At 70.7% G+C, this 13,347-nt stretch carries 6 protein-coding genes, 1 tRNA gene and 3 pseudogenes; 4 read left to right on the forward strand and 6 right to left on the reverse strand.

All coding sequences use genetic code 11. From position 1 onward, the window contains the following. Positions 1-183: 183 nt before the first annotated feature. The 3 genes from ACIQ9E_RS09960 (at position 184) to ACIQ9E_RS09970 (ending at position 3,363) form a co-directional block, all read left to right on the forward strand. Positions 184-1,389 (forward strand): DNA polymerase III subunit delta', encoded by a 1,206-nt coding sequence (locus ACIQ9E_RS09960; protein WP_403704732.1) that lies wholly within the window; start codon positions 184-186, stop codon positions 1,387-1,389. A 192-nt stretch (positions 1,390-1,581) separates the two neighbouring features. Beyond that, positions 1,582-3,141, forward strand: coding sequence for an alpha/beta hydrolase (locus ACIQ9E_RS09965; protein WP_403704735.1), 1,560 nt, complete (start codon positions 1,582-1,584; stop codon positions 3,139-3,141). A 148-nt stretch (positions 3,142-3,289) separates the two neighbouring features. Next, positions 3,290-3,363, forward strand: a tRNA-Thr gene (locus tag ACIQ9E_RS09970). A gap of 126 nt (positions 3,364-3,489) precedes the next feature. On the opposite strand, the pseudogene ACIQ9E_RS09975 reads toward ACIQ9E_RS09970, so the two are convergent. Together ACIQ9E_RS09975 and ACIQ9E_RS09980 are read right to left on the reverse strand one after the other, a co-directional pair. Next, positions 3,490-4,807, reverse strand: a pseudogene (locus tag ACIQ9E_RS09975) (tyrosine-type recombinase/integrase); the annotation flags it as partial. Next, positions 4,795-5,285: pseudogene (locus tag ACIQ9E_RS09980) on the reverse strand (hypothetical protein); the annotation flags it as partial. The pseudogenes ACIQ9E_RS09980 and ACIQ9E_RS09975, both read right to left, overlap by 13 nt. On the opposite strand from ACIQ9E_RS09980, the pseudogene ACIQ9E_RS09985 reads away from it, so the two are divergent. Continuing rightward, a pseudogene (locus ACIQ9E_RS09985) lies at positions 5,166-5,762 on the forward strand (mobilization protein); the annotation flags it as partial. The pseudogenes ACIQ9E_RS09980 and ACIQ9E_RS09985 overlap by 120 nt on opposite strands. A 3-nt stretch (positions 5,763-5,765) precedes the next feature. Here the strand turns inward: ACIQ9E_RS09985 and ACIQ9E_RS09990 are convergent. The 4 genes from ACIQ9E_RS09990 to ACIQ9E_RS10005 form a co-directional block, all read right to left on the reverse strand. Continuing rightward, complete coding sequence (locus ACIQ9E_RS09990) at positions 5,766-6,863, reverse strand: hypothetical protein (RefSeq protein WP_403704738.1); 1,098 nt, start codon at positions 6,861-6,863, stop codon at positions 5,766-5,768. Positions 6,864-6,940: 77 nt separating this feature from the next. Continuing rightward, a complete protein-coding gene (gene fxlM, locus ACIQ9E_RS09995; RefSeq protein WP_403704741.1) occupies positions 6,941-9,022 on the reverse strand; it encodes a methyltransferase, FxLD system in 2,082 nt (693 codons plus the stop codon). 22 nt (positions 9,023-9,044) lie between these two features. Continuing rightward, entirely contained in the window at positions 9,045-10,277 is a 1,233-nt protein-coding gene (locus ACIQ9E_RS10000) for a lanthionine synthetase C family protein (protein WP_403704744.1), read from the reverse strand. Next, positions 10,274-13,207: a lantibiotic dehydratase gene (locus tag ACIQ9E_RS10005; protein ID WP_403705227.1), complete on the reverse strand. Its 2,934-nt coding sequence runs from the start codon at positions 13,205-13,207 to the stop codon at positions 10,274-10,276. The genes ACIQ9E_RS10000 and ACIQ9E_RS10005 overlap by 4 nt, the downstream gene beginning before the upstream one ends. Between the last annotated feature and the right edge of the window lie 140 nt (positions 13,208-13,347).

Here is a 13,347-nt window from a genome sequence, read left to right on the forward strand (position 1 = left end):
GGGTCCGGGGCGGTCGGGGGTGGATACGGCCCTGACGTGCGCGTTCTCGCGTTGTCGTACCCACCCCTCACAATGGGGACCACGCGGCACGGTTCCGGACCACCCCCCCCGGGACCGGCGCCGTGGCCAGGGCCCGGCGCTTCGGGGCCGGGGACCGGGGATCCGAGAAGGAGGGGTGACGGCATGACGGTCTGGGACGACCTCGTCGGTCAGGACCGGGTGCGGGAGCAGCTCGAAACCGCCGCGCGGGACGCCGATGCGCTGGTGACTGCCGAGGCGGCGGGGACCGCGCCGCCGGAGGCGTCCAAGATGACGCATGCCTGGCTGCTCACCGGCCCGCCCGGTTCCGGGTCGGCGACTGCGGCGAGAGCCTTCGCGGCGGCGCTGCACTGCATCAGCCCCGACCGTGCGCTCGGCGGAGTGCCCGGCTGCGGCTTCTGCGACGGCTGCCACACCGCCCTCGTCGGGACCCACGCCGATGTGGAGGTCGTCCGTACGGATGTGCTCTCCATCGGCGTCAAAGACACCCGGGAACTGGTCCGCCGGGCCCAGCTCTCGCCCGCCGGGGGCCGCTGGCAGGTGATCGTCCTGGAGGACGCCGACCGGCTCACCGAGGGCGCGGGCAATGTGCTGCTGAAGGCCGTCGAGGAACCCGCGCCGAGAACGGTGTGGCTGCTGTGCGCACCCTCCCAGGAGGATGTGCTGCCGACGATCCGCTCGCGCTGCCGCCATCTGACACTGCGGACGCCCCCGGTCGACGCGGTCATGGATCTGCTCGTACGGCGCGACGGGATCGAGCCCGAGGCCGCTGCGGCTGCCGCCCGCGCCACCCAGGGCCATATCGCGCGGGCCCGGCGGCTGGCGACGGACGAGGGGGCGCGCGCCCGGCGTGCGACGGTTCTGAAGCTGCCGCTGCGCGTGGGTGATGTGGGCGGCGCCCTGAAGGCCGCCCAAGAGCTGATCGACGCGGCGGCGGAGGACGCCAAGCAGGTCGCGGACGAGGTCGAGACCAAGGAGACCGAGGAGCTGAAGGCCGCGCTCGGCGCCGCCCAGGGCGGCCGGATGCCCCGCGGGACGGCGTCGGCGATGAAGGAGCTGGAGGACCGGCAGAAGAAGCGGCGTACGCGTACGCAGCGGGACAGCCTGGACCTGGCGCTCAGTGATCTGACCGGCTTCTACCGCGATGTCCTGGCGCTGCAGTTCGGCAGCCGGATCGCCCTGGCCCATACGGACGTCCAGGACGCCGTCGACCGGATCGCCCGCGAGTCGACCCCGGAGGGAACACTGCGCCGGATGGAGGCGATCCGGCAGTGCCGGGAGGCCCTGGGGGCGAATGTGGCCCCGCTGCTGGCGGTGGAGGCGATGACGATGGCGCTGCGGGCGGGCTGAGCGGGCGGGGTGCACGGTCGCAGGGCGGTCCTGTGCGGCCCGACGGGAGTCCGCACCGGCGACGCCCACCCCTTGTCCGCCACCCTTCTCCCCTCCCATCCACTCGTATCCCATTCACTCGTACGAGCCGGGAGTGGGGGAAATAAGGAGGTAAAGGGGTTGTATGCGGGATGCTTCGCCTAGGCTCCGGGGATGGACCGACGCCGTTTGCTCCGCAGTTCCGCTCTCGCGCTGGCAGCCACGGGCCTGCTGCTCTCCGGCTGCACCGGCGGGGGCTCCTCGTCCAGCGCCTCGGCAGCGCCCTCGAAGGGCGGTTCGGGCCAGGGCGCGCGGTCCGCTCCCACGGCGGAGCTGAAGCCGTACTACACACAGAAACTGTCGTGGCGGAAGTGCGGCACCTCGGGCTTCGAGTGCGCCACCCTCAAGGCACCCCTGGACTACGCGAAGCCCGGCGGTGACTCCGTCGAGCTGGCGGTGGCCCGAAAGAAGGCGACCGGCCCCGGGGCGCGGCTGGGCTCCCTGCACGTCAATCCGGGCGGGCCGGGCGGTTCCGCGGTCGACTTCCTCCAGTCCTACGCGGGCATCGGCTACCCCGCGCCCGTCCGAGCCCGCTACGACATGGTCGCCATGGATCCGCGGGGAGTGGCCCGCAGCGAGCCCGTCGAATGCCTCGACGGCAAGGGCATGGACGCGTACACCCGGGTCGACCAGACCCCGGACGACCAGCGCGAAGCGGGCGAGCTGCGCACGGCGCTGAAGGGCTTCGCGGCGGGCTGCGAGAAGAAGTCCGGCACGGTCCTGCCGCATGTGTCCACCGTGAACGCGGCCCGTGACATGGACGTCTTCCGGGCCGCCCTCGGCGACACCGAGCTGTCGTACGTCGGCGCTTCGTACGGCACCTTCCTGGGCGCGACGTACGCGGAGCTGTTCCCCGCACGGACGGGCCGGCTGGTGCTCGACGGGGCGATGGACCCCTCGCTTTCGGCGCGGCAGCTCAACCGGGACCAGACGGAGGGCTTCCAGACGGCGTTCCAGGCCTTCGCCACGGACTGCGTCAAACGGAAGGACTGCCCCCTGGGCCGTACCTCCGCCGCCGACGCCGGGTCCCGCCTCAAGGCGTTCTTCGACCGGGTGGACGGCAAGCCGGTGGCGACGGGAGAGAGCCGGGAGCTGACCGAGTCGCTGGCGACGACGGGCGTCCTGGCCGCGATGTACGACGAGGCGGCGTGGCCGCAGCTCCGGGTCGCTCTCACCGACGCGATGGCCGGCCGGGGCGCGGGGCTGCTGACGCTCGCCGACGCCTACTACGAGCGCGAAGCGGACGGTACGTACTCGAACCTGATGTTCGCCAACGCGGCCGTGAACTGCCTGGACGCCCCGCCCGCCTTCCCGGACGAGCACGAGGTCCGGGCGGCGCTGCCCGACTTCGAAGAGGTGTCGCCGGTCTTCGGCCGCAACTTCGCGTGGGCGGCCCTGAACTGCGCGTACTGGCCCACCCCCGCCACCGGCACCCCCCACCGCATCGAGGCGAAGGGCGCGGCCCCGATCCTGGTCGTCGGCACCACCCGCGACCCGGCGACCCCCTACAAGTGGTCCCGCTCCCTCGCGTCCCAGCTCACCTCGGGCCGGCTGCTCACCTACGACGGCGACGGCCACACGGCGTACGGCCGCGGCAGCGACTGCATCGACACCGCGATCAACACCTACCTCATCGAGGGCACCCCGCCCCAGGACGGCAAACGCTGCCGCTGACACCGGCCGGGGCCGGTCCCGGGCCGCCGGAACCGGCCCCGGTGCTGGTCGGAGGGGCGATGGTCGGGAGCACCCGCCGTAACCCTGTAGACTCAGCTCCGCTGCTGATGCGAACGTTCTCTCACGAGAAAGTTGCTTCGGTGCAAGCGCCGCCTTAGCTCAGTTGGCCAGAGCAACGCACTCGTAATGCGTAGGTCTCGGGTTCGAATCCCGAAGGCGGCTCTGAAGAACCTCAGGACTCACTCGCCGTGACCTGGGGTTTTTCGTTTTTCGGGACGGTCGGCGGTCCGGGCGGGGGTGCCGCGAGACGGTCTGCGTGAGCGATGCGTGAGCGGTGGGGCTTCGGCACTACTCCTTGAGCTTCTTCCGGCGAGCCCTCTTCTTGCCCTCGGCCTGGGCCGTCTTGGCGCGCTCGGCTTTCTTCCGGGCCTTCTCCGCCTTGCGCCGCTGAAGCGGAACCAGCTTGGCCGTGGCCTCGGCGGCGCTCTTGCCGACGTGGGGGAGGACGCTCTGGTAGATGTCCCGCGTGATCCGGGTGTCGCTGTGCCCGAGAGTGTCAGAGACGATCTTCACGTCGATGCCGGCGGCGAGCATAAGGGTGGCCGCGCCGTGGCGGAGGTCGTGCAGCCGGATCGGCGGGAGGCCGGAGGCGGCGACGAGGCGTTCGAAGAGGTCGGTGACCTTGCCGGGGTGGAGCCAGGTGCCGTATTCCTGGGTGAAGACCATGCCGGTCTCGACCCAGGCCGTTCCCCACTCCTCGCGGTCCGCGTTCTGACGTTCGCGGTGTTCCTTGAGCACGTTGACCGTGTCGTCGTCGAGTGCGATGACGCGGAAGCCGCTGTCCGTTTTGGGCTCGGAGGTCTCGACAGCCCAGCCGTCCTGGACGAGCTGCGAAGACACGGTGAGGGAGTGGGTGTCGAGGTTGGTTTCCGACCAGGGCTGGCCGCATGCCTCGCCCCGTCGCAGGCCGCGGAAGGCGATGAGGTGCCACATGGCGTACAGCCGGTCCTCAGCAACGGAGTCGACGAACGCGCCGGTCTGCGCGGTGTCCAGACCATGACGGGGGACGGCCTCTCGCCGTCTGCTCCCAGACAGCGACGCGCTCGTCCGTCCAGACGAGGGCCTTGGGCTTGCGTGCTGGGTCGATCTCGACGTGCGCGGTCGGGTTGAAGGTGATGATCTGCTGGCCGATGGCGTCGTTCAGGGCGGCGCGGAGGGTGGCCTTGACGTGCTGGCGGGTGGCGGGGCCGGTGACGCGGTGGAACGGTGGCATCGTGTCGATCGCGGCCTTCAGAGTCTTACGGTGGGCCCGGTGCTCCGCGCCCTTCCACGGGATGGTCGCGAGTTCGTCGATCGCGGCGCGTCGTTGGGCGTTCTGTTCGAGGAGCTCGGCGTTGGCGTCTTCCGCGACGGTGAGGCTGCCGACGAGGTCCTGGCCCGCGTTGAGACGGCGGCGGGTCTCCTCCACGTCGGGGAGGGGTGCCTTCTCGTCGCCGATCTCCTCCAGCATGGCCGCGATCAGCGTCATGCCCTCCGGGTCGTCGGTGTCGGTGAGGCCGAGGAGTGCGCGGACGTGGTCGAGGTCGGCCTGGGCGGCTTTGAGGGTGTCGTAGCCGGCGCGACTGAAAGAGCGGCGGGTGCCGTCTTCGCGGGGCGGGAGGCGGCGGTTCTGGTGTCGAAGCGGGCCTGCTTCTCCTCGTCGAGTGCGGCGAGTGCGGTGCGGATGAGGAGAGTGTGGTGCTCGAACTCGGGCACCATTCCGGGGTCGTTCTCGAAGACGTCTTCCTCGCCGGTGAAGCGGCGCAGGGCGTCCCAGGTGGGGACGAGTTCCTGGAAGGGGAGTTCCTGGGTCTCCTCGAGGTGGCCGACGGGGAAGATCAGGCAGACCGGGTAGGTCTCCAGGGCGGCGGCCAGGATCATGACGTCTACCAGGGGCAGGGTGGCGGGCGGCCGGATTCCATATTGGCGATCACGTTGCGTGGGATCGGGTGCCCCAGCTCCTCGCAGCGGTCGGCCAGGTCCTGCGCGCTCTGCGCAGCGCCGCACGAGCAATGCTCCGGCAGCCCCCGCGAAAGGATGGAGCCTTCCTGGCGATGCTTCTCGACGCCGCCGTCCTCGTCGTCATCGCCGCAGCTCGCTGGCATCAGCTCCGCCATCACGACCAACAGGTCGAAGCCGCCCACCAGGCTCTGCTGCATCTCCAAGTCGCCTACGACCAGGCCGCCGTCGCTCCATTGACCGCCCTCGCCCAAGGCCGGCCATCCCAGCAGATCGTGGAACGGCACATCCACCGCGTACGTCGTGCCGTCCCCAGCCAGGCGGAGCGGGTCCTCGCGGACCCTGCTTTCGACGCCCTCGTTGCCGTTCTGTCCAAAGTCGAGGCCGCTGGCCATGATCCGGATCAGCTGCTGCGACAGGCCACCGATCAGCGTGCCCTGGATGATGCCCGCCACCCCGCCCGAGTGCTGACATGGCGCGTACAGGTACTCAGCACAGGCCAGGCGCCCAGTAGCCGAGACCGTGTGGCTCGGGTACGCAGTACCGCCAAACCGAATAGCGCTCCGTCTCGTCAAGCAGAGTTCACGCCGCCACAGCCTTCGGCGCCGGGGCGCCGACGCTGATCATCAGGGCACGAGGCTGTCCCGGATCACCTTGTCGCTGGCGCGTAGGGCCGCCGCCAGTTCGCCGTGCAGATGATCCGGGATGGCCCCGGCCCCCAGCGCGCAGGCCCTGACCAGGGCACGGTAGTCCTGCGCTTCCCGATCTGTGGCCAGGGCAAGGAAGAGGGGGTGGGCCAGGACTTCGCGGGCCGCGTAGCCGTCCTCGGCTTCGGCCGTCCTGCGGTGGAGGTCTTGCACCATGCGCTGCGCGGCGGGTGTTTCGGCGGGACCGACCGCTTCGAGAATGGTGAGGCCCAGTCGGATGTCGAAGACGGTCATGCCAGGTTCCGGTGACCGTTGAAGGTAGGCCGCGATCAGTTCTGCCAGGTGGTCGCCGCATGGCTCCTGGGCGTCGCGGCGGCACAGGACGGTCAGGCACGCCGTGACGTGTTGTTCCCAGGGGTCGCCGGGCGTCGTGTCGTGGAGGAGCGCTGCTGCCGAGGTCGTGTCGCCGGAGACGAGGGCGGACAGTACGGCGACCTGGCGGCCGTCGAGCATCCGCCGGCCGACGCCCCGGTGCGACTCGATGTGCTTCAGGGCATCAACCCAGCGGCCTGCGGTGGTGAGAGTGCGGGTGCCGTCGGCGAGGAGTACGCGCCAGAGCCAAGCACGGACCTCTTGGCGGTCGGCTTCGGTCGCCGTGAGGTCCGCCGGTATCCCGACGCCGTCGAAGCTGGCATGCGCGCCTGCTTCGACGGCTCCGTACAGGTCGAGCAGTCGTTGCCGTCCCTCGTCGGCCTGGCCGGCGCGGATCTGGAGGCGGGCGAGGTTGACGACGGGTTCGAGTGCGCGGATCGTGCTCATCCCGGGCAGCGGACAGGCGTGGAGGTACGCGGCGGCGTGCTGGTGGCACAGCTTGCGCGCCAGGTCGGGAAGGCCGAGGTCGGAGGCGATGAGCGCGGCCTGGTTGTAGACGGCCGACGCCAGGCCCTGGTCGGCCTTCCGTACCGCGGTGTCGGCCAGGTCGACGAGCGCGCGGATGCGTTGGGGCAGGGGTAAGCAGGCGGGGCGGAATCGGGCGACGAGTGGAAAGCGCTGGGCGGTGGGTCCGTGCGGGTCCATGAGTCCCCCGGGGCGTGGTTTGGCGACGGTGCCCGCCCGCCGTGGGCCGACGGGCACCGTCCTCGATCTGTCGGTTGTCACCGCCAGTCGACGACGATCCGGTTCAGCGGGGTGTCGAGGGCGAAGAGACCGGGGCGCTGTTCGATGGACGGGGCGTCGAGGTGCTGGATTTCGAAGGTGGCCTCCCGGCCGCGGTACTCCCGGTCCCAGGTGCGGACGGCGTCGGCGACCGTCGCGGTCAGCTCCTCGCTGCCGGGGCCGTGGCCGATGACGCCGAACTCCCAGAGCTTGCCGCCCTCCGGGGTCCTCTTCTCCAGCAGTCGCCGGGCCAGGTAGGTGACGGCGCCCTTCTCGACGGCCGCGGTGGACGAGGGGTACGGGTCTTCGGCGAGCAGCCCGCCCTTGGCGCTCTGGGGGAAGAGCATCCGGATCAGCCCAGAGGGCAGGGAGCAAGTGAGGAACAGCTCCATCCATTCCGGCGACTCCATGGCGCGGACCGTCATACCGGTCCACTCCTCGGTGCGCGGCTGCTCCAGCACACGGGCGACGGCGTCGGCGTCGATGTACTGGCCGGCGGGTGCCTGGAGCCGGACGGTTCCGTCGGCACTGAGCGGGATGACACGGCGGTCGTCGTCGGCGATGCCCCGCCGGAGCGGCATGAAGGTGTTCATCTCGCTGCCGAGCGACGTCCACCGGCCGTCGCGCTGTTCGTACGCGATGGAGCGGGCGACGCTGCCCTTGAGGCGCTGGGGGACGAGGAGCCGTCCGCCGGGGGCGAGCTGTTCCAGCCAGGCGTGCGGCACACCGTGCGCGCCGACGGTCGCGATGATCCGGTCGTACGGTGCGCCCTCGGCGTATCCGAGGGCTCCGTCCCTGGTCACGGCCTCGACGTTGGTGACCCCGGCTGCGGCGAGGTGGGCACGGGCACCCTCCACGAGGTCGTCGTCGACGTCGAGGGTGATGACGTGACCGGTCTCGCCGACCAGGTGTGCGAGAAGTGCGGCGTTGTAGCCGCTTCCGGCGCCGAGTTCGAGGACGCGGTCACCGGGACGGACATCGAGCTGGTCCAGCATGAGGGCGACGACCCCCGGCTGGGAGGCGCACGAGATGGAGGTGCCTTCGGTGTCGTACTTGATGTGCACCGGCGCATTGGCGTACGCATCTTCGAGTGACGCGTCAGGCACGAACACATGGCGGGGGACGGCCCGCAGGGCGGTCTCGACGGCTGCGGTGCGGGCGTGTCCGTTCGCCCGGATCTGGTCGACCAGGGCGTTCCGGAGGCGCTCGGCCTCCGCCGAGTCGGTGGTGATCGTGTCGGTGTTCACCGCGCCGACGCTGTCGACGTCCGTTGCTGCTCCGCTGAGGGACGCGGTGTTGTCACTGGTTCCCATGACTACCTCTCGTGCGATGTTGAACAGAGCGCTCTGGTCGTCCCGAAGGAGACCGGCGCGGTTGGCGTGGAAGATCACGTGGTGGGCGAGCACCGCCCGCAGGCCACGGGTGAGACCACCGTGGTCCGCGAGATCGGCGAGCGCCGCCCCGGCCCGATCGAAGGCGGTGACCCATTCGTCATGCCTGTGGAACGGGCCGCCCGGGTGGCAGAGACCGCGGGCGTCGGCCGTCATCAACTTCCGTACGGCGGGAGCAAGCTCGGCAGCCCGTTCGGCCGGCAGCGGATCGGTGGCCGCTCGAAGGGCGGCGACCTTTGACCAGACGTCCCCCTGCTCGAACCAGTCGAGCCCGGCACCGCGCAGCATGGCGCTCACCAGCAGGACGACGGTCTCCCGCCGCCCAAGGCGCTTCGGTCCCGGCTGGTACGTCAGCAGGTGGCGGGAGTCGCTGTGGAACAGTTCGTGGGCCGCGTCCATGGCTACCCGGCCGCCGAACGCGTCGGTCTCCGGCTCGTACATACCAGGCCGCCACGATACGACTGAACCCTCACCGACCAGGTCGTCCAGCAGCGACTCCACGACTGGGGCCGATTCGTCGGCGCGGTACCGCAGGGGCCAGGGCTGCTTGTTCATGAACCACCAGCCGGAGAGCTGCCCGGCCGCCTCAGCGGTGATCAGCGCGGGGGCGAGGTGTTCGGTGATGACCAGCTGGGCGCGCGAGCGGTCGACGAAGGTGATGTTGTGCTGGTGCCAGCGGTCGGAGGGCATTGGGGTCCTTCGGTCAGGCGGATCAGGCGATGAGAAGGCAGGAGTCCCAGGAGGATCGGGCCGGGGTGCTGGTGCTGGGCGCGATGAGCGCCAGGGCGAAACCGGCGGCACCGTCGAGCAGGCCAGGATCTCCGCTCCCGACCGCTGCGCCTGGTGGGTGGATCTTGTCTAGGAGTGCCGGGATGGCGGCGCGTATCCGGTCCGCGGTCGTGGCATGGGCGTCCTCCGCGACACGGGCCGCCAGGTGGGCGAGCCCCGCAAAGCCGTGGCAGAGGCCGTTGTCTGTGGTGTCCTTGAGCTGATCGGAGTCGGTGAGGGCGGCCACAAGAGCGCTCTCCGCCCGGATACGGCGGTCGGTGTCGCTGAGGGCGAGCGCTGCGAGCTGCTGAGCACGGGCGAGGCCGGCGGTCCCGTAGCACCAGGACGGTCGCCGGGGCGCGGACGAGGTGACGCGGCCGGTCCGTAGTTCGTCGCGGGTGATCCAGTACGGCCACGCCGAGCTGTCACCGGTCTCCCAACGGTCCAGCCACGACAGGATGGTGCGCATCGCCGCGTGGTGGCCGCTGACGACGGTGCCGTGCCGGGCGGCCAGGGCCAGGAGGGCGAGTACGCCGCCGATGCCGTGCGCCATGCCGTGGTTGGCGTGGCCGCCGGGGAAGCGGTCATCCGGGTTGCCCGAGGGGCCGGTCTCCGTCCACCAGCCGGGCAGGGTCTCGTCCTGGTCGATCAGTGGTTCGGTGAGGCGTACGCAGTAGTCGAGCACGGCACGAGTCGAGGGGCCGTCGGGGCTGCGCCGCAGAAGATGGGCCCCATACCCGGTGAGCCCTCGGATGCCGTCGAACTCGGCGAGCTGCGGTAGCCGTCCGGCGTCGATGCGGCGATGGGCGGCCTCCAGACGGCGTCGGACGTCGATCACGATCTGTCGGTCCAACGAGTCCAGGGCACTCTGATAGGCCCCGGGGAGTTGGTCCGCCGCGCAGGCCAGGGCATGGGTGAGGGCGGGAGCGCCGTAGAAGGGGTGGCTGTCGTGACCGCTGGTGAGGGGTTGCCGGGAGGCGGCGGCGAGCCAGTCGTGAGCGCGTTGCCATGGCCCGAGGCCGCACGCGGCCCGTTCGATGTGCAGGAGTGCGATGCCGGGAGGGCCATAGGCCAGATGTTGCCCGTACGCGGGCACGGCCCAGGACCGGGGCACATCGGGATCGGCGAGTTGGGACGAGATGGCGTCGACCAGGTCGAGGGTCGGGCGTGTGGTCATGACGACCTCCCTTTTGTACGGGCGATCCAGGCGAGAGCGGCGGCGCGCGCCAGGTAGAGGCACACCTCCTCCTTGGGGAAGTTCACCGCGACATGCCGCACGAAGTGGACATGCAAGAGGGACGTCAGAACGTCATCGACGGCGATTCCCTGGGTGTCTGGGCCCGGGAGATGCGGCCGATAGGCGGCAAGGGCCGCGTCCCGTTCCGCCCACCCGGACACGATGGCGTCCCCGCCCGGTGCTCCGCGCAGCGCCGCCCAGTCGCCACGGGAGTCGGCCAGCCGTACAGCCTCCGTGAATTGCGGGCGCGGTACAGGTGCGGGAGCCGTTGGTGGAATGTGGTCGATCAGCCACCGCATCCCGGCTTCCGTGCTGCCGAGGAAGGCAGAGGCGATGGCGACGGTGTGCGCCGCCACCAGGGCGCGTTGGCGGGGACGCTGCCGCTGCGCGAGCTGCGCCACCACGGCGCGCGAGTCAGCCCGGAAGACATCCTCGGCAGCGTCCCACGCCGCTCCGGAACCCCAGCGGCCCATCTCGCGGTACGAGGTGGGATAGCGCAGATCGGCCAGCAGGCCGTCCCGTCGCAGTTCGTCGGCCCACTCGCTCACGGCACGGGCAGTCTTGGCGAAGACGTCCGGATGGGGGAGGGCGATACGGAGGCGGAGATGCTGGGCCGGGTCGCGGAAACGGATGAACCACCAGGGTGGGTTGCCGAGCCGTTCCAGCAGGCCGGGTAGGTGCTGGGTGAGCACGGTGTTCTGGCGGCGGCCGTCTCCGTACAGGGTGGCCAACAGTACGGAGGAGGTGGCTGGCGGCTGCATCTGTGCTGGTGAGAGTGCACGAGCCGGGGTGGGGGCGGGCAGGGGCGGCCACGCCGTAGGCCGTACCGCCTTGAGGGGCACGACCACCTCGTGGGCTCGACCGCCGCACCAGCCGTATGTCTCCGAGGCTTCGACGAGCACGGCGGTGTGCGCACGGTCGAGGTGCTGGCGGAGCAGCGTTCGGTGACCGGCCTCGTCGAGGTCGAGGAAGAGGTGCTGGTCCCCCTCCACGAGATAGACCTGCCGCGGCAGCCGCCGCCGAACCCGCCAGTCGGCCAGGGCCGCGTCCCACTTGGCGCCGCTGGCCAGCTCCGACGACTCCAGCCGCCAGCGCGCCGGGGCCAGCACCGTACGTCCGTAGCGGAGGCGCGGAAGGAACGGCATCGCTGCGGCGACGCCCCAATCGAACACGGTGACCTGCGCGCACTGGGCCCGGGACAGCTCGGTGAGAAACCGCGCCAGCGGCGGGGTGTGGGTACGCAGGTTCAGCGCGTTCATCCCCACGGCTTCGACGCGGTGGCCCCGCTCGGGGGCGGCCAGGTACATCCGGCGTCCGTCGCACGCGACCGCGAGGTCGTCGAGGGTGAGAACGCCCGGGTCGGGGGCCCGATGCTCCTGGAGGCTGATCACGGTGGGCAGAACCTGAGGTGTGCGAGTGACGTGAGCGCTCTCGGGGAGCAGCGGCGGGAAGGAGAGCTGCGCGGGCACGGTGTCGCCGTCCGCAGTCGGCAGATCGGCCAGCTCCGCGCTCAGCGCCTCCCGATCACCGGGCTCCAGCACACCGAGGAAGCGGCCCGTGGAGACGCCTGCCCCGCGTGACACGCTCACGACCTCCAGCCGGAACCGCCCGCGCCGCACATCGTCCAAGCCGGCCGAGTGCACCCGTACGCCTACTTCCAGGTGCGGCGGAACCCGTGGTTCGTCGGGGCCCACATCGAGAGCGGCGATCAGTTCGTCGGTGAGGACGACCTCCTCCTGGCCTTCGAGCGCGGCCGTCTGCGCCAGGCCTACGAGTACGTCGTCCCGAGCGGAGACCTGAGGTCGACGCGCACCGGCCGGAGTGCCTGGGTAGCCGTCGGGATAGCCGATGCCGCTGTCCGCCACGACCTCTTTGAGGGGCACCATCGTGCCGATGCCGTACCGCTCGTAGAACCGCTGGTGATACTCACCCCACGCGGCGGTTCCATACGGGCGGGCGCTCAACCGGGTCAATACGAGCGCGGCACGTTCGACTTCCCGGGCCACCGCCTCCGGCAGTACGAGCTGGGCTTTCAGCCGTAGGTCGAACGCGATGGGGTGGCCATTCCCGTCCGGCACGAGCTCCCGCATCCGCGCGGCGGCTCTCTCCCGACCGTCATGCGTGGGGCACTCCCTCAAGGCTGCCCGGATCGCGCGCAGCTCGGCCACCGTCTTCGAGATCGGTGCAATGCTCTCGGCTTCGACGGCGTCGAGCCGGTCGACGAGGTGCCCGAGAGCGTCGGTCTCCGTGCTCGGGGCGTGCAGGCTGGTGATCAGCACTCGCCGTCGAATCAGCTCCGCCAACAGCCGACGAGTCTTCTCCGGCCCGGCCCCGGGGAACTCTGCCCGGAGCTTGCTCCGAAGTGTGCCCACCCTGATCGGCGCCTCGGCCGCAGTGAGGGCCGCCTGCACTGGTGCGGTAAGGGTCAGCGATGCCTCGACAGCGCGGGTCTCGTCGCCTTGGTCATCAGACTGAAACGGCACGATGAGCCGGTCCCCACGGACCGACGCGGTGCTGTTGGCAACAACGGGCAGCCGTTCGAGCAGCTCCGCGCACGACTCCAGCCGCTGTACGACCGTGGCCAGCCACTCTGCCCCGGCTCGGCCGACGAGCACGTGCTCCTCGCCCCACTCCGAACTCGCCCGCGATCCGAATGATGCGGCGGCCACACCGGCGAACAGCCCAAAGGGAGTCGCCCGATGCTGGGCCCGCAACAAATACCGGACCACGGAAAGCACCGCACGCCGGAGAGCCCGCGGATCGGGCCGTTGACCTGTGCACAGACTCTGCACTTGCGTGGCCAGCGCCGGACTAGAGTGCTGCAAGGTCTCGACGAGGTCCTCGTTCGCCCAGACCGCACGCAGCCACATTGCTTGAGCTGCTGCGGCACCGGGCAACCCGCCGTCCAGGTCGGGCCACGGAGGGACCGCCAGCGGCGGCAAAGCGACGGCGCGCACGAGGACGGTTGTTCCGGCGCGGAACGCCGCGGTCGTGGTAACCACCGATTACC

Origin of the sequence: Streptomyces sp. NPDC094448 (assembly GCF_044763775.1) — a bacterium.
In the GTDB taxonomy this organism is placed as follows: Bacteria; Actinomycetota; Actinomycetes; order Streptomycetales; family Streptomycetaceae; genus Streptomyces.